Source organism: Actinobacillus genomosp. 1 (assembly GCF_029774175.1).
In the GTDB taxonomy this organism is placed as follows: Bacteria; Pseudomonadota; Gammaproteobacteria; order Enterobacterales; family Pasteurellaceae; genus Actinobacillus.
The window spans coordinates 600,108-622,682 of record NZ_CP103834.1 but is presented as its reverse complement, the minus strand read 5'-3'; the positions used below and the strand labels follow the sequence as shown (position 1 = coordinate 622,682).

At 39.4% G+C, this 22,575-nt stretch carries 22 protein-coding genes; 15 read left to right on the top strand and 7 right to left on the bottom strand.

Annotation, left to right across the window (positions count from 1 at the left end; all coding sequences use genetic code 11):
* Positions 1–127: 127 nt before the first annotated feature.
* The 4 genes from NYR63_RS02935 to NYR63_RS02920 form a co-directional block, all read right to left on the bottom strand.
* Positions 128–1,912, bottom strand: coding sequence for an ABC transporter ATP-binding protein/permease (locus NYR63_RS02935; protein WP_279458110.1), 1,785 nt, complete (start codon positions 1,910–1,912; stop codon positions 128–130).
* A 93-nt stretch (positions 1,913–2,005) separates the two neighbouring features.
* The gene (locus NYR63_RS02930; RefSeq protein ID WP_279458109.1) at positions 2,006–4,174 is read right to left on the bottom strand and encodes a TonB-dependent siderophore receptor; all 2,169 of its coding nucleotides are present in this window, start codon (positions 4,172–4,174) and stop codon (positions 2,006–2,008) included.
* A 238-nt stretch (positions 4,175–4,412) separates the two neighbouring features.
* A complete protein-coding gene (locus tag NYR63_RS02925) occupies positions 4,413–6,413 on the bottom strand; it encodes an ABC transporter permease (protein WP_279458108.1) in 2,001 nt (666 codons plus the stop codon).
* A 130-nt stretch (positions 6,414–6,543) separates the two neighbouring features.
* Entirely contained in the window at positions 6,544–7,575 is a 1,032-nt protein-coding gene (locus NYR63_RS02920; RefSeq protein ID WP_279458107.1) for an ABC transporter substrate-binding protein, read from the bottom strand.
* 251 nt (positions 7,576–7,826) lie between these two features.
* On the opposite strand from NYR63_RS02920, the gene NYR63_RS02915 reads away from it, so the two are divergent.
* Together NYR63_RS02915 and NYR63_RS02910 are read left to right on the top strand one after the other, a co-directional pair.
* Positions 7,827–8,357, top strand: coding sequence for a hypothetical protein (locus NYR63_RS02915; RefSeq protein ID WP_279458106.1), 531 nt, complete (start codon positions 7,827–7,829; stop codon positions 8,355–8,357).
* An 8-nt stretch (positions 8,358–8,365) separates the two neighbouring features.
* Entirely contained in the window at positions 8,366–8,794 is a 429-nt protein-coding gene (locus tag NYR63_RS02910) for a hypothetical protein (RefSeq protein WP_279458105.1), read from the top strand.
* 78 nt (positions 8,795–8,872) lie between these two features.
* Here the strand turns inward: NYR63_RS02910 and NYR63_RS02905 are convergent, their stop codons facing one another.
* The 3 genes from NYR63_RS02905 to rhlB all read right to left on the bottom strand — a co-directional run bounded on the left by NYR63_RS02905 (position 8,873) and on the right by rhlB (position 12,184).
* On the bottom strand, positions 8,873–10,372 hold the full coding sequence (locus tag NYR63_RS02905; RefSeq protein WP_279458104.1) for a helicase HerA-like domain-containing protein: 1,500 nt from the start codon (positions 10,370–10,372) through the stop codon (positions 8,873–8,875).
* 50 nt (positions 10,373–10,422) lie between these two features.
* Positions 10,423–10,845, bottom strand: a complete 423-nt coding sequence (locus NYR63_RS02900; protein WP_279458103.1) for a hypothetical protein — start codon at positions 10,843–10,845, stop codon at positions 10,423–10,425.
* A 118-nt stretch (positions 10,846–10,963) separates the two neighbouring features.
* Positions 10,964–12,184, bottom strand: coding sequence for an ATP-dependent RNA helicase RhlB (rhlB, locus tag NYR63_RS02895; RefSeq protein ID WP_279458102.1), 1,221 nt, complete (start codon positions 12,182–12,184; stop codon positions 10,964–10,966).
* A 602-nt stretch (positions 12,185–12,786) separates the two neighbouring features.
* Here rhlB and NYR63_RS02890 point away from each other — a divergent pair.
* From NYR63_RS02890 to tadF, 13 genes are all read left to right on the top strand, one after another.
* Positions 12,787–13,014: a Flp family type IVb pilin gene (locus tag NYR63_RS02890; protein WP_279458101.1), complete on the top strand. Its 228-nt coding sequence runs from the start codon at positions 12,787–12,789 to the stop codon at positions 13,012–13,014.
* A 52-nt stretch (positions 13,015–13,066) separates the two neighbouring features.
* Entirely contained in the window at positions 13,067–13,258 is a 192-nt protein-coding gene (locus NYR63_RS02885) for a Flp family type IVb pilin (RefSeq protein ID WP_279458100.1), read from the top strand.
* 44 nt (positions 13,259–13,302) lie between these two features.
* Positions 13,303–13,731 carry an A24 family peptidase gene (locus tag NYR63_RS02880; RefSeq protein ID WP_279458099.1) on the top strand — a complete coding sequence of 143 codons (429 nt, stop codon included), beginning with the start codon at positions 13,303–13,305 and terminating at the stop codon, positions 13,729–13,731.
* Positions 13,732–13,759: 28 nt separating this feature from the next.
* Entirely contained in the window at positions 13,760–14,578 is an 819-nt protein-coding gene (locus NYR63_RS02875; RefSeq protein ID WP_279458098.1) for an SAF domain-containing protein, read from the top strand.
* Positions 14,568–15,956 carry a type II and III secretion system protein family protein gene (locus NYR63_RS02870; protein ID WP_279458097.1) on the top strand — a complete coding sequence of 463 codons (1,389 nt, stop codon included), beginning with the start codon at positions 14,568–14,570 and terminating at the stop codon, positions 15,954–15,956. Before NYR63_RS02875 ends, NYR63_RS02870 begins: the two co-directional genes overlap by 11 nt.
* A complete protein-coding gene (locus NYR63_RS02865) occupies positions 15,953–16,456 on the top strand; it encodes a Rough colony protein B (RefSeq protein WP_279458096.1) in 504 nt (167 codons plus the stop codon). Before NYR63_RS02870 ends, NYR63_RS02865 begins: the two co-directional genes overlap by 4 nt.
* Before the next feature lie 161 nt (positions 16,457–16,617).
* A complete protein-coding gene (locus NYR63_RS02860) occupies positions 16,618–17,745 on the top strand; it encodes a pilus assembly protein (RefSeq protein ID WP_279458095.1) in 1,128 nt (375 codons plus the stop codon).
* An 8-nt stretch (positions 17,746–17,753) separates the two neighbouring features.
* Positions 17,754–19,031: a CpaF family protein gene (locus tag NYR63_RS02855; RefSeq protein WP_279458094.1), complete on the top strand. Its 1,278-nt coding sequence runs from the start codon at positions 17,754–17,756 to the stop codon at positions 19,029–19,031.
* On the top strand, positions 19,031–19,918 hold the full coding sequence (locus NYR63_RS02850; RefSeq protein WP_279458093.1) for a type II secretion system F family protein: 888 nt from the start codon (positions 19,031–19,033) through the stop codon (positions 19,916–19,918). The genes NYR63_RS02855 and NYR63_RS02850 overlap by 1 nt, the downstream gene beginning before the upstream one ends.
* Positions 19,918–20,763, top strand: a complete 846-nt coding sequence (locus NYR63_RS02845; RefSeq protein ID WP_279458092.1) for a type II secretion system F family protein — start codon at positions 19,918–19,920, stop codon at positions 20,761–20,763. The genes NYR63_RS02850 and NYR63_RS02845 overlap by 1 nt, the downstream gene beginning before the upstream one ends.
* Positions 20,753–21,505: a tetratricopeptide repeat protein gene (locus tag NYR63_RS02840; protein ID WP_279458091.1), complete on the top strand. Its 753-nt coding sequence runs from the start codon at positions 20,753–20,755 to the stop codon at positions 21,503–21,505. The genes NYR63_RS02845 and NYR63_RS02840 overlap by 11 nt, the downstream gene beginning before the upstream one ends.
* 2 nt (positions 21,506–21,507) lie before the next feature.
* Positions 21,508–21,993, top strand: coding sequence for a TadE/TadG family type IV pilus assembly protein (locus NYR63_RS02835; protein WP_005611753.1), 486 nt, complete (start codon positions 21,508–21,510; stop codon positions 21,991–21,993).
* Positions 21,965–22,564: a tight adherence pilus pseudopilin TadF gene (tadF, locus tag NYR63_RS02830; RefSeq protein WP_279458090.1), complete on the top strand. Its 600-nt coding sequence runs from the start codon at positions 21,965–21,967 to the stop codon at positions 22,562–22,564. Before NYR63_RS02835 ends, tadF begins: the two co-directional genes overlap by 29 nt.
* Positions 22,565–22,575 lie beyond the last annotated feature (11 nt).

Here is a 22,575-nt window from a genome sequence, read left to right as displayed (position 1 = left end):
TAAAAAATAAATGTGAATGTTTTTCGCCTAAACTTCTTCGGACAAAAAACGGGGCGAATTATGCCAAAAAACGGACGAAATTACCAGCAATTTTTTACAAAAACACCGGCAAATTTCACCGCTTGTTTTAACGGCAATTCATACAACAATAACTTTCCCGTTCACTCAAATTAATCCGTTTATTGTGGAACTGCTGCAAAGTACAGCGATGCCCTACGCTAATGATAATGCTGTTCGGCAACCGACTACGAATTGTTTGATACAAAATCGCTTCAGTCGGCTCATCTAATGCCGATGTCGTTTCATCAAGGAAGATCAACTCTGGCTTCGCTAATAAAATACGCACAAACGCCACTCGTTGCAATTCACCCGGTGAAAGTGTGGCTTGCCAATCGGTATCGAAATCCAGCGAATCCACATACTTGCTCAAACAACATTGCTGCATTGCCGCTTTTAGCTGTTCATCCGTCACGACTAAATTCGGGTAACAAATCGCTTCACGCAAACTGCCTTGCAGCACATAAGGGCGTTGCGGCAAAAACAGCGGTTGTTCTAAGCAAGCACGCTCCGCCACCCCGAAGGTTTCAAACGGATAAATCCCTGCCAATGCTTTTAATAGCGTGGTTTTGCCCGTACCGGAAGCCCCTTGAATCAACAATGAATCGCCGGCTTGTAATTCGATATTGATATTTTTTAGTAAAATTTGACCGCTTGCGTCTTTGACCCCAAAATCTTTCAGTACAAAGCCTCTTGAACACGGGTAAGGCACATTTACCGGCATTTGATCGAGCTTATCCAAGGTGGTGAAAAAGCCGTATAAACGATTCAAGCGGGCTTGGTATAAGGTAAATTCCTCATAAAACAATCGAAAAAACGACAAAGCTCTCATCAAGCGATTAAACGATTGTACCGTTTGGTGCATATCGCCTAAAGTTGCCTGTCCGGCAAAAAAACGAGGGGCTTGTAACATCAAGGGTAAAATCATTGCCACTTGGGTGACACCGGTATTAAAACCGTCTAGCCCTAACATTTTGCGCACAATCTTCCAACGATTGGCAATGATATAATCGAATTTAGTGGTTAAATTACGCTGCTCTCGAGATTCTCCCGAATAAAATGCGATACTTTCCGCATTATCTCGTACACGAATTAACGAATACCGATAATCACCTTGTAATTTTTCTTTATTAAAATTCAAGCGAATTAACGGTCGTCCTATCCAAACCGATAAAGCGGTCGCAAAAATAATAAACAGATAAATAAAGAACACCACACCTTTCGGAATATCTACACCAAATAGCGTCAGTAGCCCCGAAAGCCCCCATAAAATAATGGTAAATTCGATGGTCGCGACAATCGAATTAATTACCCCTCGAGTGACTTCAACCGTTCCTGAAACAAAAGCAGTGGCGTCCTGCTCAATACGTTGATCGATATTATCTGGTAATGTTTTTTCGTACTGTAGAAGGTAGTAATTTTTGTTTTGCAACCAGCGATTTAGCATCTCACTGTTAAGCTTCTCCAACCACTTAATTTCAAACGATTGGGTAACAAAATAATTAATGATCGAGTGAATAATCTTCACGATTACCAATAACGCATTAATCCCCGCAAAAAACCAAAACGCTTCGACCGCTTTATCTTGCAACGATTTATATAAACCGTTGTAGAAAAAAGTATTTAGTACGCTAATCCGCACTTCCAGTAAGATCAAAAAGATCAATAATAAAAGTAAACCGAGCGTTTTCCCTTTATGGCTTTTCTGCCAACACGGGCGAGTAATATGCCAAAAGCGATATCCGAATTCGGTTTGCTTGAGTAGCCAACCGGTTGCGAAAAGCCCGACGGATACGCAGCAAAGTGCCGTTATCAGCCATAAAAAACTATTATTTAATTCTGTTTGCCAGTTCATTTAAAAATACGTAACCCAATAAAGAGCATAAAAAAACAAGCGGTCGGAATTGGCAAATTTTTTGCAAAATCCGACCGCTTGCCAAATGGCTATTTAGAATGAATATTCCATATTTGCCCAATAAGTACGAGGCATACCTAACACGGCGAAACTGCGATCATACTGACCGCGCTGTACCTGCCAATAGTGCTTGTTAAAGGCGTTTTCTACCCCACCGCGTAAAGTCAGCGTTTGTTTATCCGCCACTTTCACGACATATTTCGCACCGAAATCCACTGTGGTATAAGACGGTAAACGATAATTCGCCTTACTATCTTGGTAAGATTTACCATAGTATTGTAATGCGGCATTCAGAGTTAAGTTAGCCACAAACGGCGTATCCCATTCCACATTCGCTTTTGCCATCCAGCGTGGGCTAGTGACTTGTACACCGTCAGTTATCACATCGGTATAGGTTGGGAAATTAAAAACTTTCGCTTGGTTATAGGTTAAACCTAATGACGGACGTAACGTATTATTTAGTAAGCTCGCATAAGTATTCAATTCAATACCACGGTTACGTTCCTTTCCATACTCTTTGCCTGCGCGTGCGGCTAGTTCGTCAGTATTCCCACTAATAATCCCCGGACGGCGAATCTCATACGCACTTAGCGTAGTAGTAAGCCAGTTATCCCAGTTTTTACGCACGCCGACCTCGATTTGCTTGCTAACACGCGGGCTATTCATTTCACCGGTTTCCGCATCAACATTCCCCGGTTCTAAATCTTCTAAATAGTTGCCGTAAAACACTAAATCCGGATTTGGTACATAAGCAAGTGTGCTCATTGGGCTAAAGCGATCCGCTTTTACTTCCGTGCCGGCTTTTTTATCTTGTTGCTTAATCCATTGGAAACGACCGCCTAAAGTTAAGCGAACGGTATTTTCAATAAAGCCTAAAGTATCCGCAAATGCAAGACTTTCCGCTTTTAATTTTGTATCCACCCCTTGCTTCGTTGTTTCAAAACTAAAGATTTGCTTATCCTTTTGAGCCTTTTTAGAAGTTATTGATGTTCCCCAAATAGGGTTATAGATATTATTACCCGATATCACTCCATCAGTATAGTTGCTTTGATCATGGTCACGTTGTCGAACGACACGATCATAAGCAATATTCCAGTTATGCAATACTGTACCGGTTTCAAAATCGCCCTGTAATTTCAAATTACCACTCGTAGTACGAGAACGGAAATCAATGCCACGAATATCACTAACTTCAAACTCACCATTCTGCTTAAGTGAAGTGATTTGTCCGAATGCGCCCGAATAACGAGATTCCATATGACCTAAACCGCCGGATAACATCATTCCGTAAGGCAAATCATATTCGAACGTTCCCATTACGGTTTCATCTTCAGTAGTCTGCCCGATCCAATGCGGATTCAAGTTGGTTTTACCATTTGGCGCAGCAGGAACGGTATAAGCAAGATTTTGCAAGTCCTGTAAACGGGCACGTCCGCCATCGGTATCTCGCTTGCTGTACATATAATCCAAACCGACACGCAACGCATCGCCACGATAATCCGCACCGATCGCTAATTCTTTATTCATTTCATCGTAATCATGACGAGCGGTATCACCGTCACGATATTTACCGCTTACACGCACGCCCCACTCGTTGTTCGCCCCGAAACGGCGACCGAAATCGAAGGTTTCTTGTAAACGATTATTGCTATACCAACCGAAGCCGATTTTATTAACGTCTTCATCGGTTGCGCGTTTGGTTTCGATATTCATTGACGCACCGGCAGAACCTTCCGGATCCATACCGGTAGTTGCAGTGGAAGCACCTTTAATCAATTGTGCCGAAGCCACCGCTGCAGTCGGAGAATTGTAAGTCGAATACAAACCGGCTAAACCGTTTACACTCACTTGGCGCATATCTAACTGTAAATTACGCACATACACACCGGAGAGCGTATTGCTCTCTCCGCCAAAATTCATTACGGAAGCATCGGTTTTGGCAATCGCATCCACTACATTACGCGGGGCTTTATCTTCAAAGGCTTTCTCATCATAATTGACTACGGAAATCGGTGAAGTAAACGCGGTCTGTCTGCCTAGCAAACTCAAATTCACAATTTCTTTTTGTTTATCGCCCGCCGCTTTTGCTTTTTCAAATTGTGCGGTCACATCAACTTGTTCTAATGTAGCCGCTTCATCCGCCTGCACTACTGTAGGTAATGTAAATAATGCCGTATAAATCACGCTATGTTTAAATTTCATAAGACGCTTCCATAAAATAATTAATGAGGATCTATAAATATTGATAGATTTTAATTATTGAAAATCATTATCAATAACAGGCGCGAATCATACAGACGTTTTAAATAAAAATCACTCTCATAGATTGCTCTTTATTTTTATTTACAAATCAATGCTAAAAAACAAGCGGTTATTTTTAGCCCAAAACTTGCAAAAGTTTGAATAAAAATAACCGCTTGTTATCAATACGCACAAGGCATTAGAACTGTCGTTTATCTTTCATTAACCAACCGAATAAGCCGATAATCGACATCATCACGATAATCAAAGTCGAACCGTATGCCACCGCTAATCCGTATGCGCCGTCTTCAACTCTATTCAGAATATAAGAGGTCGCTACTCTGGTACTCGGCGACACTAAAAATACGATCGCACTAATTGTGGTCATAGAACGCACAAAACTGGTCACTAATGCCGATAAAAATGCCGGTTTTAATAAAGGTAACGTCACAAACAATAAGGTTTTCAGTGAACTCACTCTTAATGAAAACGAGGCTTCGTCTAATGACTTGTCTAATTGCTGCAATGCCACCATACAGGCTCGCATACCAATCGGCATATTGCGTGTCACCATCGACAACACGATAATCGCCGCCGTACCGGTGAGATAAAGCGGCGAATGATTAAACGCCACCACATAAGACACGCCGGCAACCGTTCCCGGTACGGCAAAACAAAGTAAGGTAACAAATTCCAAACTTTGCTTGCCGACAAAGCTACGGCGAGTAAGCAGATAAGCGATTAATAACCCCAATATCGCACTGATTGGGGCGGAAATCAGCGAGAACAATACCGTTTGAATCAACGACGGAAAACCGCCCTGATCTAAGCCTTGCCCAAATAACTTGCGATAATTTTCTAGGGTAAAGCTATGATCTACCCCCCAATTTACGGTAAAGCTGCCGTAAAAAATCGAACCGTACAGTAAAACGGTCAAACCGACCCAAACGGCGAGTATGCAAAAAATTAGGCTTTTTAGACCGCTTGGTAACGGCTGGAATGCGCCCCGATGCCCTTTACCGGAAACCGTGACATAAGATCCTTTGCCAATCCACCAATACTGAATCAGAAAAAACAGCAATGAAAAACCGAGTAAAATTGCACCTAAACCGCTTGCCGCCGCATAATCCAATTGCGTACCGACAAGGTAAAAATAAATTTGGCTCGCCAATACATCAAAATTACCGCCCAACACAAACGGCGTACTAAAATCAGCAAGAGATTGCACGGTAATCACTAAAAACGAATTGGCTAATGCCGGTTTAAGCAACGGTAATAATACAAAGCGGAAAGTTTGCCAACTGTTTGCTCGTAACGTATAACTCGCCTCTTCCAGCACCACGTTAGATGACTTTAACGCTCCCTCTAAAATCATAAACGCCATCGGTGTCAGCGCTAACGTATGCGAAAAGGCTATACCTGTAAAGCCACACAGCCAATTTGCATGAAAGCCGAAATATTCCACTAAAAAGCCGGTGAGATAGCCGGAACGTCCGAGCATTAACGTAATGCCTAAACTCACCACAAAAGGCGGTGTAACCATCGGTAACACTGAAAAAAATTTGCTAAGTAAGCGAGTGCGTTTGCTTGCCATTCGAGTGGTATAAAGTGCAAAACATAAGCCGAGAACGGTGGATAACACACCCACTGTTGCCGATACGCTTAACGAGTTCCAAACAACTCGTAAAATATAGCTTTGCTCAAGGATCGCAAACGCATTGCTTTCACTGAACATCGTGCTAAAAATTGCGGTGATCGGGTATAAAATAAAAAGCGTTATCGTCAATATCACAGATAACAAGCTTACAATCATAAAACGATCAGCTTGTAACACCTTTAAATTCACCAACGCATTGCTGCTGATTGCCAGTAAAGCTAAAGCAAGAAAAATAATCGCATAGCCGAAGCGATAGTTGAGATAAACGGCGGAAAAGACCAGAAAAAATATGAGTAACAACGCCAAACCCAATTCAATTCGGCTGCGTAAAGTGAGATCTTTAATGTAACGAAAAGCCGGAAAAATCAGTAAACCGCCAAACCAAAGCCAACTGATATTAACGTTACTCCAGCCCATTGCCGCTGCGAGTTCGCTTTTGGTTGCGCCGAATAAGCCGTAATCTAACGCCTGCGAGGGCAAGCAAGCAAAAGCAAGCAACGCTAGTAAGATCCAAAAATAAGAATGAGAAAAACGTTGTAACATAAAAGGTTTGTGCTATTCAAAAAAATAAACCACGGCATAGCGTGGTTTATAAGCGGTTAAATTTAACCTAAATTTTGCAAATGTTTTTGTAAAAATCGAGGAAAATTCTACCGCTTGTTATCAAAGAAAATTATTTCGCTAATTTAATTTCAGTAAGCCATTTATCAATCAAACGCTTACCTTCTTCACTCGAACCGAATTTATCAAAATCGAAATCCAATAAATCCAGTTTTTTCGGATCTACCGAATTTGGCGAAGCCTTCGCATTCACATTAGTCGGAATCTGGTACACACCATGCTCTCGCCATGGCAACTCTTGCGCTTCGGCACTGAGTACGTAATCCATAAACAACTTGGCATTCTCTAAATTACGTGCATTTTTGATAATACTCGCACCACCTAACGCATAGCCGACTTTACCTTGTGGGATCACCGTTTCAACCGGCGCACCTTTTTCTTTTTCCGTCGCATAAGCATGCACAAAACCGATACTTGCCGTGCTTTCGCCACGAGAAAGATTTGCCGTAACTAAATTGCTTTTTACATATTGTGATACGTTTTCATTTAATTTCTTGAGGTATTCGAACGCTTTTTCTTCACCCAATTTTTGGATAAGTGTTGCCATAATCGTGTAAGTCGTACCTGAAGATCTCGGATCCGGCAATTGAATTTCGCCTTTAAATTGCGGATTCAACAAATCTTCCCAGTTTTGTGGTGCTTTCACACCTAATTTCTGTAACTTCTCACTATTTACCCCAAAACCTAGCACTAACATATAGATAATCGAGGTTTTATCTCCACGTTTTTCCATTAGTGATTTAAATTGCGGTAAAATCTCCGCTTGTTTTGGCGAACGATAACTTTCTAATAAGCCAAGTTCTCCGGCTTGGAAATGCGGTTCAATCGTACCGCCAACCCAAATATCCGCTTGCGGATTGTCTTTTTCCGCTTTAATTTTGCCGAAAATCGTACCGGTTCCACCGTGAATAAACTGCGTTTCCACTTGATATTGCTTCGCAAACTTTTGGGTTAAATTTTCACACACCTCATTTTGCACCGTACAATAAACGGTTAAACGCCCTTCCGCCTGAGCAGTATTTACGCTAAAGAATGCCGATGTTGCACTTGCGACTAAGGCCAACGTTTTTAGTTTTGCTTTCATTGTTGTTATCCTTTATTTCATCATTTGAAAATAGTGCGCCATTCTCAAGATAAACAGATATGATTTAAAGAGTCAGAAATTAATATTTTAATAAGGTCAGATTTATAATTGGTATAGTAATATAAAATTTAATATGCTGGTAAAAATACGGCTGAGAAATGGCTATGTAAAGAAATACATTAAAATATTACTTATGCTACAATAGAAACAAGGTTTTCGGCTTAAATGAACAAAAAGAGTACATTTATATTATGAAGAAAAACAGCTCATTAAATTCAATCACTCAAGCAATTAAATTTGCATTGGTGTGTGTTGGGGGGCTTATTTCTCAAGATACTGAGCAATCTCCTCTCTTCTTGCATTCTGTAGAACATATTGCAATGCCGTCGGATTCTGCAATTAAAATGCAAAAAGCATTTGCTTCAAGTATTGCCGGTTTTATCTCAATGGTAGAGTCCATGCGGAAAGATAACATTCCGATTTTACTAGCACATTCCATACCTTCAAAAGAAATTGAAGATTTTCATGCTTCTATTTTAGAGCTTCAAGGCTTGATAAGCGCGATAGAACAGCTGGCACCCCCATCGGATTTTCGTAATATAGTAAAGAAATTACGGAAATTTAATCATCAACTAGAACTGCTTTATCAAGATATTGCAACCTATGCATACAAACAAGAAGCGGATCAAGTTGTTCTTTCTCGTGCTATCAATATAGAAACTGCCGATTCTTTTGATTCAAGTCATTCAAGAGATGATATTTATCGTGCCTTACTTGGTTAGGAGATTCAATGAAAGTTGATATTTCCAGCCATTTTAAATCGGGTAATTTGCAAACACCTTATTTTGTTGATTTTCCTTTTCTTAATGAAGAAACAAAACGATTAATTGCGGATTTCATTGCGGACGTAATTGAAAGTAAGCCATTGGAAGGAATAAATAAGCCTTCTTGGGTTAATCGTAATTATGATGAACTTGAAACTGCCGAAGAATACAAAGCCTATAACTGTTGGCATTACCATATCGGACCGCATAACGGTAAAACAACCTCATTACAAATACCATTAAAATTAAATTTATCCGGTTCGGCGTCAAGTGCAATTTTACATTACCAAAAAATCACTGAAGAACATATTTGTATTTTGGCATATTCTCCTAAACATATTCCTTTTCCTAGATTTAATCAGTCTAACAACCCTATTGTGAATCGCTTAAGGTAAAAAGCATAGTAAACAAAAAATGCCTTTACTTCTGAGTTCAGTAGTAAAAGCATTTTTTATGTGGTTGTAAAACAACAATTACTTAGTAATCGCGCCTAAGATTCCACGCATGATTTGTTTAGAAACTTGGTTAGTCAGCTTTTTCGCAACCGATTTAGTTACTTCACTCACTACTTGCTCAGCAACGCTTTGATCTTTTTTCTTTTTCGTGCCGAAAATCGAAGCGATCATACCACCGAAGAAATCGCTTTCTTCTTCCGCTTTCTCTGCTTCAGCTTGTTGTTGAACCGCTTGGGCTTGAGCAACTTGAGCATTCAGTAATTCGTATGCCGATTCGTTATCCACATACTGACTGTAATAGGCATACAAATCATCTTGTTTAACTAACGCATCACGCTCTGCCGCGGCTAACGGAGGTAACTGACTTTTCGGCGGATAAATATACGCCACTTCCACTGGTGTCGGCATACCTTTTTCATCTAATACCGAAATCAACGCTTCACCCACACCCAGTTGGGTAATCGCTTCAACCACGTCCACACCTTTATTAGCACGGAAGGTTTCCGCCGCCGATTTCACCGCTTTTTGATCACGTGGGGTAAAGGCACGTAAAGCGTGTTGCACACGGTTACCTAATTGACCTAATACCGAATCCGGCAAATCTAACGGGTTTTGTGTCACAAAATACACGCCAACCCCTTTTGAACGAATCAAACGTACCACTTGTTCGATTTTATCCACTAATACTTTGGGTGCATCGTCAAATAATAAATGCGCTTCATCAAAAAATAGCACAAATTTCGGTTTTTCCGGATCACCGACTTCCGGTAAGGTTTCGAACAATTCCGCCATAAACCACAATAAAAACGCACCGTACATACGAGGCGAATTAATTAACTTCTCTGAATTGAGTACGTTAATCACACCTTTACCGTCACGAGTTTGCATCCAATCTTGTAAATTTAACGCCGGCTCGCCGAACAAATTAGCCGCACCTTCATTTTCAAGGGCTAACAACGCACGTTGAATCGCACCGACACTCGCCGCCGAAACATTACCGTATTCCACTTGGAATTCTTTGGCGTTTTCCGCTACAAATTTAAGTAGCGCACGTAAATCTTTTAAGTCGATAAGTAATAAACCTCGATCGTCCGCCACACGGAAAACCAAGTTTAATAAACCTTCTTGCGTGTCGTTTAAATTAAGTAAACGAGAAAGTAACATCGGACCCATTTCCGAAATCGTGGTGCGAAGCGGAATCCCCGTTTCACCGAATACATCCCAATAAGAAACCGGATAACCGCTTAAATAGCTCTCACCGCCTAATTGGAATTGTTCGACACGTTCTGCAATTTTGCCGGATAAACTGCCCGCTTGTACAAGCCCTGAAAGATCGCCTTTCACATCCACAAGAAAAACCGGCACACCGTCATCACTGAATGCTTCTGCGAATTTACGTAATGTCACCGTTTTACCGGTACCGGTCGCACCGGCAATTAAGCCGTGACGGTTTGCCATTTTGGAATTTAATGAAATAATTTGCCCTGTTTTCGTTTGGGCGAGTGCGTATTGTGCCATATCGAATACTCTTAAATAATGCCGTTTATCATAAATTGAACCGCGCCATTTTATGCTTTTTTCACCCCAACTTTAAAGCCCTTTTCCCAATTTTGTTGGAACTGGTTAGCGTTGGATAACATTCCTTTACAATAATTCACCCGTTTTTGATACATCGCTTCCTTTTGAGCGGAGAAAGAACGGCCGACGCGATAGCCGTCTAAATACCAATCGTCCGCATCTTTACATTCGGTCGTATTAATTCTCTCATGGGTTATCGATTGCTTGATGGCAACCTTTTTGTCTTGTTTTACTGGAGGCGAATACACCGAAGCATTCGGTATCGGATAACCTTTAGTTACCGCTACTCCTTTACGTTGTTCAGGCTCAAAAATCTTATCCAGATTACTCAAATCCTGCCAAACCGTTTGTGAATCGACCGTGCCACAGGCACTAAGTCCGAAAGATACGAATAAAAATACCGCTCTTTTCATTGCTGACCTCTAAAGAATGATTAATTTTCAGTTTCAACAAAAAGCGGTCAAATTCGTAAACAAATCCGACCGCTTGCAGAAACAAGTTTAGTTTTAGTTATTGTAGTGATGTAACAAACTATCTTCTCTTAGCTTGATACGATTTTGTCGTACGTGAACGAGTAGGTTTAGGTAAAGCTAATAATGCACCGCTATCATACTGGCTGACTGGAATATGGTGCCCGATATAGGCTTCAATTGCAGGTAAATTTACCGCATAACGTTCGCAAGCAAAACTAATGGAGTGACCGCTTTCGCCCGCTCGTCCAGTACGCCCGATACGGTGAACATAATCTTCGCAGTCATCCGGTAGATCATAGTTAAATACATGGGTGACTTCCGGAATATGTAAACCGCGCGCCGCCACATCGGTAGCAACTAAAATATCCAACTGACCTTTAGTAAAACTATCTAACAATGCCAATCGTTTTTTCTGCGCAATATCGCCGGTTAAAAGCCCGACACGATGACTGTCCGCCACCAAATAGCCCCAAATTTCTTCACATTTATGCTTGGTATTGGCAAAGATCATACAACGATCCGGCCACTCTTCTTCCAATAAGGTTAGCAATAATGCCATTTTGTCTTCATTTGAAGGATAAAATAATTCTTCTTTGATTCGATGACCGGTACGTTGTAGTGGCTCAATTTCAACATATTGCGCATTGTCCATATCTTCATAAGCCAACTCTCGCACACGAGGCGAAAGCGTAGCGGAAAAGAGCATAGTTAAACGCTGTTCCGGTTTCGGGCATTTACGCATTAAGTAACGAATATCTTTGATAAAGCCCAAATCAAACATCCGATCCGCTTCATCCAACACCACTACTTGTACCTTATCCAAATTAATAATGCCTTGTTTGACATAATCAATTACACGTCCGGTAGTGCCGACTAAAATATCTACGCCCTGCTCAATCGCCTGAATTTGCTTATCGTAACCGTCACCGCCGTAAGCTAAGGCTAATTTTAAGTCGGAATGTTTAACCAATAATTCCGCATCCGAACCGATTTGCACCGCCAGCTCGCGCGTCGGCGCAAGAATGATTGCTCTCGGTTGATTTTTATTGGTTACGCTGTCATTCGTTAATAAATAATGAAAAACGGCAATTAAAAATGCTAACGTTTTACCCGTTCCGGTTTGCGCCTGCCCGGCAATATCATTGCCGGCTAAAGTAATCGGTAATGTTTTCGCTTGAATCGGAGTGCAGAACTCAAATCCTTTGCTATCGAGCGCAGCAAGCACGTTTTCATGAATCGGGAAATCAATAAAACGTTGCTCAGTCAGATGTTTTGACATTGCGAATCTCCTTTTAATATAGTTTCGATTTAAGTATCTAGCATAACATAGTCGTAAAGCCTTGAGTAGCAAGCTCTTGCCCTATTTTGTCGAACATTACGTATTAACTCCCCAATATGCCTTTCTCTATTAACCATTCACATAAATTTACATATCCGTATTTTAAATAATATAAAGCTTAATGGACTTTTAGATTAAAAAACAAACAAACAACCGCTTTTTTATGTCTCAAAAACTGGTTAGACCAGTTTAATTTAATATAAAATACATTAATTGACATTAACCAAAATTTAACACTTACATAGCTCGTCGCATATCATTAAGAATTTTCTTATTTACTTTATTTTTCAATCGGTTCCGCCGATTATATTTAACTTTCAGCCTGTTTTTTAGACAAAAAACTACTCTTAACAAATCATCAACAACCTTTTATAAAAATATTAAAATATATACTTTACTCTATTTATGATAAACTTTAAGATATATTTACATTAAACAAACTTAATTTTATTATACGTTCCGTTATCGACTTGGGTTCATTCCGGCGGTAACACTCATTATTCCATTTTAAACAAATCAAATAACTTAAGGAGATTTATTACATGTTATCTAACTTAACTACTAAAGCGTATATTTCAGTAACTGAAGGTATCCGTCGTTTTAAAGAAAACCAACAAGGTGTAACTGCAATCGAGTACGGTTTAATTGCTGTAGCAGTAGCAGTTTTAATTGTTGCGGTGTTCTATAGCAATGATGGTTTTATCCAAAAACTACAAGCTAAGTTCGGTGACTTAACAGAAGCAATTACTAAAGCAAAAACTAAATCATAAGTTATAAACATTAGCTCTTATGTAGAATTACATAAGAGCTAATCAATAAAAAATGGACACCATTATTAAATTTTATAGGCAACAACAAGGTATTACTTCTCTTGAATACGGCTTAATTGCTGTGGCAATGGCGGTGTTTGTTGTTGCCGTTTTATACGGTGACTCAAGTTTCACGGATGAAACGTTAAAAAAATTTAAGCAGCTCTCCGAGCTAGTCACTTCGGCACTGTTAAGTACGTCTTAGCAGTGCTGAGTTTAGGGTATAAACAAAATAAGGATTTCACATACATGACACTCTTTATTTCAACCCTCATTGCCATAATGGTTTGTTTATTGTTAGTCGTTTGCTGGACGGATCTACGCTACCGACTGATCAGTAACCGAGTCATTATGGCATTGTTACTGGTGATTATCCCCTTTAGCTATCTGATGTACGGCACGCTCTCTTGGCTTCCTGCCGTACTCTGTTTAGTTATCGGTTTCGTACTCTTTTTGCTCAATGCTATCGGAGCCGGTGATGTGAAATTGTTAGCAGTATTAATGCTGGCCGTTCCGTCATCTTTTGCAATTTTTTTCCTTTTTTTAACCGCTTGCAGCGGATTGCTAATCATTATTATCGGTTGGCTTTTTTATCGTCAAACCATTCGGGAAAAAGGATTGCCATACGGCATTGCAATCAGTACGGGCTTTCTCACCACTTTATTACTATTTAATTGATAAAAAATCAAAACTAAGGAAATAACTAATGAATTATAGAGTGTTATTAATTATCTCTCTGGTCATTATTGTTCTCGGTTTCGGCGGCTTATTTATGTTGCCTACTAATGAAGGAACAACGACTGAAAATGTCGGTACTACGACCACCTCGGAAGAGAGTAGCAATTCACCTGTTACGGAAAAAGTAATTACTACCGTAACCCTCAATCGAGATCTGGAAAAAGGCACATTAATTCAACCTGAAGATTATACCCTTTCCGAACTCACGGTTGCCGAAACAAGCCCCTTAGTCGATTCCGATTTAAAAGCATTATTGGATGCGGAACCGAATCACTCGTTACAAGGCTTTTTAGTGACCGAAAATCTAAAAATGGGTTCGTTACTCACGCCTAATCTGATTATTACGCCTGAAGATCCTCGCTTCATCTTACTCAGCTTAGCCCCCTCTCAAGAAGTCGCTTATCGAATCTACGTACAAGATGCGGAGCAATATATTTTAGATTCCGTACGAGGCGGTGATTTGGTTTCCGTTTATAGCGTGCAGCAAGATCTTGCGCATCCGGAACGAGAGCAAAACTCGTTGGTAAAAATTGCCGATAATTTAAAAGTATTACAAGTGAAAAGTTTTACTCAAGAAGAAGTAAAACAAGGCGAAAGCCAAAACAAAAAAGATTTTTTAGGCTATATCAGCCTCAAAATAGACGCAACCATGCTTAAAGAATTTTATTCACTTGATAAGCAAGCAAAACTTATTGCATTACCGAGTGGCTTAGAGGCAACAGAAAAACCGTTAAATCACCGTGGCATGTTTATTCGCCAACTACGAGGAAAAAATAATGCAAATTAATAAATTCTCAAAAACATTACTTAGCTCCGCATTATTAGGACTTTTAGCGTTATCACATTCGGCTATGGCAAAAACATTTACCTTGGAGCAAGGACAAAGCCAATTAATCAAAACTAATGCCAAAATCGATACGATTTTCGTTTCTTCGTCCGAAGTCGCAGACTATGAAATTTTGGACGATAACAGTTTTATGCTGTATGCCAAAGCGGAAGGTCGCTCGGAAGTGATTGCTTTCGATGCAAACGGTACGCCGCTTACGGAAGATTTTGTAAACGTAAATAATGCGATTAACAACATTGCGGCAACCAATCAACAAATTCAAACCCGTTTTCCGAATAGTAACCTGACGGTAAAAAAAGTCGGTAAGGCTTATGTACTTGAAGGGAAAGCGAAAAACGCGGCGGAAAGTGATGAAATCAATCGAATTGTAGGCGAATCGCTCGGTGCGGGTAAAAAAGTTATCGAAACAAAACTTAAACATAACGATAGCGAAGAAAACGTCCCGTTTTTAGATAAATATCAATACGAAGGCGTGATCAATAATGCCAATGAAGAAAGTGCTACGCAAATTAACGTTAAATTAACGGTTGCCGAAGTGAATAAAACCTTTTCCGACGAAATCGGCATTAACTGGAGCAATTTAAGCGGTAATTTTTTCCGAAATATTGGTAATGCCGCAATTCAGGGTAATTTTAATAAAAACGGCGGGCAGTTGGCTTTAGTGAATTCGAATAATTTAAATGTATTAATTAGCGCATTAGATGATCAAAACAACGGCAAAATTCTCGCCGAACCGAATATTTCCATGCTCTCCGGCGAAACTGCGGACATCTTAGTCGGCGGCGAAGTCCCGTTTGTACAACGCGATAAAGACGGTGAACTAAGCGTACTTTATAAAGAATTCGGTATCAAACTTGCCGTAGGTGCAAAAGTACAAAAAAGCGACCGTATCCGTCTAGTGTTATCACAATCCGTTAGTACGATTGCGGGCAATTATGAAATTGAAAACAGCCGTATCCCTATTTTTAATACTCGTCGTTCAAAATCAACATTTGAAGTTGGTAACGGCGAAAGTTTTATTATTAGCGGATTACTCAATAAACAAGATATCGAAGGAATTAAAAAAGTGCCGTTCCTAGGTGATGTGCCTATCTTAGGTGCTTTCTTCCGCAATGCAACCTCATCTCGAGAAAGTAAGGAACTGGTTGTTGTAGCAACGGTGAATTTAGTAAAACCGGTGGACGGCTCGCAAGTGCTTTATCCTACATTTGAAAATACCGGTACCATGGAGCGTTTCTTTAACAGTTCATCGCTTAAAAATGTTTATCACAAAACATTAACGACTAATTTCTTAAAAAATGGTGGGTTTATTCAATGAAAAAATTAATCACAATCTTATTTAGTGGTTTAGGTTTGGCTCTAACCACCAATGCAATAGCTAATGCGGAATTACTTGAAAATATACATCCCGTTCAACCTACGCAAAGTACTTTAGTTGCGAATAAATCACTTATCGTACAACGTTTTATCTTAGCGGATCAGTCCGATGTCGGGCTTGAAAATTTAGTCACGGAAGTAAAACGCCATGCGGCAAGCGATAAGGATAGCCAAGCTATTCATGTTATTTCTAATACGCAATCGGCTAAACCGCTGGCTAAAAAACTCAGTAAGCGATTAAAAGCGTTAAATGTAAAACCGAATATTCATATAACGCATAATAAAACAAAAAATAGTCTTTACCCTCTTTATGTGGAAATTCATCAAATCGCTAAAAGAAATTCATTATGCCGAATAGAAACTGCAGAAGATCATATGGGATACGACCCGTATTACGACTGTGCACTAAGACATAATAATCAAATACAACTTAAATACTAAGTTTTTAGCATAGGATTGTCGCTCTTTATTCAATAACTTAGGCTACTTATTTATAACAAACAAAGCCTTAGTTAATTAAATCTTCCGTTTTCGGAAATTATCAATAATCAGCGGCAATCCTTATTCACATAAATACAAACAAGCCTATAAAGGATTTAATTATGTTATTGCTCGATCAAGAAGGTCATGGCAAAGAAGGTGTCGATAGCATCCGTAAAATTGCAATTATTTCGGAAACAAACAGGATTAATAATCATATCGCCCAACAGCTTCGTTCCCGTGGACTGGAAAATATTGAAATTATTCATACCAATTTTTTAGATACCGATAATCTCGCATTTTCTGCCGAAGAAACACTCGGTGTCATTATTGATATACAAAACGAAACGCAATTACCAAAAGTTATCGAACGAATTCATAGCGTTATTCCGCAAAACGTCTGGTGCTGCGTAGTAGGTGAAAGTGACTCTATTTCACTCTCACAAAAGTTTTTAGAACAAGGTGTGCTCTACTTTCATGCCGAAACCCAATTAACCCAAATGGTTGCGCGAATACTCGCCGGTGTAAATATTCCGCTTGTACGCCATACCATCAAAATTAGTGTTTTGGGTTGTAAAGGCGGTATCGGTGCCAGCTTTATTAGCGCGCATATCGCACAAACAATCTCTGCCGAGAAAAAAGTACCGGTACTACTGGCTCAAGGTAATAACGGTTCTCAAGATTTGGATCTGCTATTTGATAAAAAAATCCAAAATGACGTGACGGAATATTCAGCAAGTTTGGACTTGTATCGCGGTATGCCTTCTCAACTTACCGGTGAAACACTGCATAAATATAACTTTATTATTTATGACCAACCGATCTTTAACGTAAGTAAAGAAGACTATGCAAATATGTTACAGCACAGTAATACGTTCGTTTTAGTAGTCGAGCGCAAAATCAGTTCTCTACGTGTAGCCAAACAATTTTTAGATGAGTGTGAACGTATGCGTGCTAATACGGGACGTTTAATTCGTACTTTTATTTGCATTTCCGATCATAAACAAGAAACGGCGAAACTGATGGCAACTGCGGATATCGAACGTTTGCTGAAATGCGAAATAGACGGTGTTATGCCTTACAGTAAGCGATCAACAAATAGCGATACCGTAAACATTGCCAATTTAGATCGTAAAGGACAAAAAGAAGTGCAAACACTGGCGATGAAAGTGATTGGTACGCTTTCCAGACAAGCTGCCAAACGTAATAAGAAAGCGGAAATGTCTTTCTTCCAAAAACTCTTTAAATAACCATTATTATGCTAACAAAAGAACAACAAATATTCTTTCGTACCGAATTACTCAGTAATTTAGACGTAGAAAAACTCGATGAAATCCAGAATGAGCGTAATAAGTTAATCGACGAATTAACTCAATCTCTTTATCGCATTGCTAACATTAATGCTATTTATCTCACACCGGCGGATGCTACTTATATGGCAAGTTTAGTGGCGGATGAGATCGATGGCTACGGCCCGATCCGAGAGCTAATGGAAGATGAAGGTGTTAATGATATTTTAGTCAATGGTCCGGATAGTGTTTGGGTTGAACGTGCCGGTATTCTTGAAAAAACCGATAAAACTTTCATTAATAACGAGCAGCTTACCGATATTGCTAAACGTTTGGTTGCTCGTGTCGGTCGTCGTATTGATGAAGGTATGCCGTTAGTTGATTCCCGTTTACCCGACGGTAGCCGACTGAATGTAGTTATTCAACCGATTGCTTTAGACGGAACGTCTATCTCAATTCGTAAATTTTCTAAATCTAAAAAATCCTTACAAGATTTAGTCAATTACGGTTCAATGACGCTCGATATGGCTAATTTTCTGATTATTGCCGCACGTTCTCGTGTAAATATTATCGTTTCGGGCGGTACCGGTTCGGGTAAAACAACCTTATTAAATGCGCTCTCTCACTATATTTCTCATACCGAACGAGTGCTAACGCTTGAAGATACCGCTGAATTACGACTGGAACAACCTCATGTTGTTCGCTTAGAAACCCGTCTAGCCGGTGTTGAACGGACAGGTGAAATCTCGATGCAGGACCTAGTAATCAATGCGTTACGTATGCGTCCGGAGCGAATCATTGTCGGTGAGTGTCGTGGTGCGGAAGCATTCCAAATGCTACAAGCAATGAATACCGGACATGACGGTTCAATGTCCACATTGCACGCCAATAGTCCTCGTGATGCGCTGGCTCGTTTGGAAAGTATGGTCATGATGTCAAACGCTTCGTTACCGTTAGAGGCGATTCGCCGAAATATCGCTTCTGCCGTCAATATTATTATTCAAGCTTCTCGCTTAAATGACGGCTCACGTAAAGTGACCAATATTACCGAAGTAATGGGTATGGAAAACGGGCAAATTGTTTTACAAGATATTTTCTCATACGAGCCAAGTAAATACCGAGATGAAGATAACAAGATCATCGGTCAGTTTATTAATCACGGATTACTGACGCGTTCTATCGTTTATCAGAATGCGCAAATGTTTAACCTGAGTGATGAACTGCAAAATATCTTTAAGGAGAAATAATGACGCTACTTTATTATTTCGTCTTTGCATTTGGCGTTTTACTGCTGTTATTTACCGCTTCCGCTTGGTTTAAAACACATAAAAAGGTAAACGCCCGCGAAACCGGTTTTACTGAGAAACTAAACAAAACGACTAAAAAAGTGAACGATGCGGTACAACTATGGGTTTATTACTTTACTTCCGGTGATAAAGACAATCTTGTCCGTAATATCATTATCCACTTTTCGATTTTTATCGGGCTTTATTATCTCAATGCAAACTATATTCGTTTTCCGAACCAAGCATTTATCGTTGCGGAAATAATTGGATTTGTTTTTGTCGTGTGGAAATTAGGACAACGTCGTAATAGAAAACTATTTAATGAGAAGTTTCCGGAAGTTATCCAAGTGATAAATTCCGCCACATCATCCGGAGTCAGTTTATTACAGGCTTTGGAACGTTGCGGAAAAGATATTACGGGGCCTATCGGTGAAGAATTTATGGTGATTTATAAACGACTTGCCCGAGGAGAAGATGTGATGGCGGTCTTTCACGATAGTTATTCACGTTACCCTTATAAAGAGTTTTATTTCTTTATCAGTATTATCCGTACCAACCTTTCTCGGGGCGGACAAATGCGAGAAGTTATTTCTCGTTTAGGACGAGCAATCGCCGACTCAAATAAGATGGAACAGAAGAAAAAAGCAATGACTTCCGAAGCTCGAATGTCTGCAGCTATCGTTGCTTGTTTCCCTATCGGCTTCTTCTTATTTATGAAAGTAACTACGCCGGAAAATTTCGATTTTGTGATAAATGATCCTGCCGGTCGTATCATTCTCTACTATGTTGTTGGTAGTGAATTACTCGGTATGTTTATTATTTGGTGGTTAATGAGGAAATCAAGCTGATGAATCTTATTCTATTCTTCCTTGGCATTATCATCTTCGGTATTTTCGTTTTAACAATGGCTTTCTCTCATAAAAAGAAAATAGAGAGAAATCAAGAGATCTTAGAAGGAACTCGTCCTAAAGAAAATGTTGAGGAAAATAATCAAAAAGGAAAAACCAAGCAACAAATCGAATTGGAATTATTACTGGTTAATAAAAATCCGTTATTAAAATTCCTCGGTTTGGTTGATAAAAATATCAAAGTAAAAATGTTACTGATTGCTCTGCTTACTTTGATTAATTATTTCGTCAGCGATGACCAACTTACTTTTTTATTAGGTTGTGCCGTTGTCGTGGTATTAGCGATTATGTTCCCGAGTATCACTATTAGCGTGATTTTAAAGAGCAAAATCAAACGCATTATGAATGATATTCCCGGATTTATTGATCTTGTTGCGGTAAACGTTCAAACCGGTATCAGTATTGAAGCGGCTTTTAAGCAGGTTGCTATGGATTTTGAACATTTAAATGCGGATTTAACTTATGTCATCTTACGTATTATGCGCAAAGCGGAACTCACTAGTTTAAGTGCCGCATTACAAGATATGGCGATTTCCTTACCGACAAAAGAAATCCGAATGTTTTGTACGGTAATGCAACAAAGTTTAAATTTCGGTTCTTCGCTTTATGAACATTTAACACAACTATCCGCCGATATTCGTGAAATGCAATTACTTGTAATGGAAGAAAAACTCGGAACACTCTCCGCCAAAATGAGTATTCCGCTTATTCTTTTCATTATGTTCCCAATTATCATTTTAATTGTCGCACCTGGTGCAATGAGGGTCTTACCAAATGTCTTCTAAATTACTTAAAACAATTTTCGTTTCCAGCGTATTACTGTCGTTATCAGCTTGTTCTAACTTAACCGCTAATCTCTCTCCTACTCAAAAGGCCGAACAAGAGAAACTGTACGAAGATACCAAAAATTATAGTGCTTTGATTTCTTTATACCGTAACCAGCTTAAATTGAATCAAGATCCTCTAATTCAATATAAATTAGCTAAAAGTTACTATTTAGCAGGCGATAGTAAGTCTTCCTTACTTTATTTAGAACCGCTCCGCTTTAGCCAATTACCTTTTAATGAAGATATCGAATTACTATATATCCGTAATCAAATTCAAGCGGGTGCTTATAATGACGCTTACTTAGCCGCAACGGATCTCATTTTCCAATCTCCAAGAAGCAGCGAAGCTTATAACTTACGCGGTATTAGCTTAGCGCAATTGGGAAAATTAGCGGCAGCTGAAAAAGATCTTAATAAATCTCGCGAATTATTCATTCACGACACTATCGCTATCAATAACTTAGCGATGCTAAGTATTTTAAATAATGACTATCGCAATGCGACAAATCTTTTATTACCGCAATATTTAAACGGTTCAAAAGATTCTCGTTTAATTCATAACTTAGTATTTGCTTTAGTTAAAGCCGGCGATACGGAATATGCTTTAGATATTATCCGTAAAGAGCATCTTAATTCTTCTCCGGAAGATTTAGTTAATGCGCTACAAAAAACTGAGAAATCACCCAAAGTAGGACGTTAATGATGAAAAAGACGCTTTACCGTTTTATTAATAATGTAAAAGGCGTTGCAACTATTGAGTTCAGTCTGACGATTGGACTCTTTATCCTCGTGCTTTTTATGATTGCTGAAGGGTGTCGTGTTGCGTTGCTGTCTTCTTATTTGGATTTATCCGTTTCGGAAGCTTCTCGCACCACCAGAAAAAATCCGGCAGGCAGCAACTATCAACAGCTATTTAATGATAGCCTAAAAAATAACGGACGCCTTTGGTCATTTTTAAATCAGAATGCTATTACAGAAGTGAAAGTACAATATGCAAGTTCGTTTAATGATTTAGTTGAACAACGCTTTAAAGGTGAAGCAGCCGGTGCTGCTTTCGCACAATACTCATTTCAGTATAAATACACGCCGTTATTCTTCTGGGTTCCTAAAGGCGCAGTTGAACCTCTATTTAACCGTAATATCGTGGTACTTCAAGAATATGAAAAAGATAAAGCAACTTCTAAATAATAATCAAGGTTCGGTAACCGTAGAATTTATATTTATTTTCTTCCTGTTTTCCGTCTTACTTATTTTCTTAGTGGACGTTGCTATTCTGCAATCAACCACGGGAAAATTACAACGTACTTCTTATTCACTTCTTAATATCGTTAAAGAACGTAATATTTCGGACGGTGGTAAGGAAGAAATAACTCAAGAAGATGTTGATAAGCTGAAAAAACTTGCGGTTAAATTAATGGGCGAAGCAGATGATAAGCTGATTAATGTGACCGTACAATACTATGGTTTTGAGGCTATTAAACCTCAAGAGCTTGGCGGTAGTTCTACTCGCCCGGAAAAGAAAACAAAATCATTATCTAAAGAGCTTTCAACAGGTGGTCAATGTAAAGCCGCTTATAGTACAAATATTACCGATGCGGCACCGCTTACCGAAAACTTTAAAGGCTCAAACCGTTATGCGGCAATCTATTACGTAACGGTCTGTCGCAAAATGACTAATTTATTTAAAGGACTTACATTAGCGAAACAAGACTATGAATCCGGCTGGTTACGTGCATCAGCTTTAGGTGTCGGTCGCTAATAAATTAATAA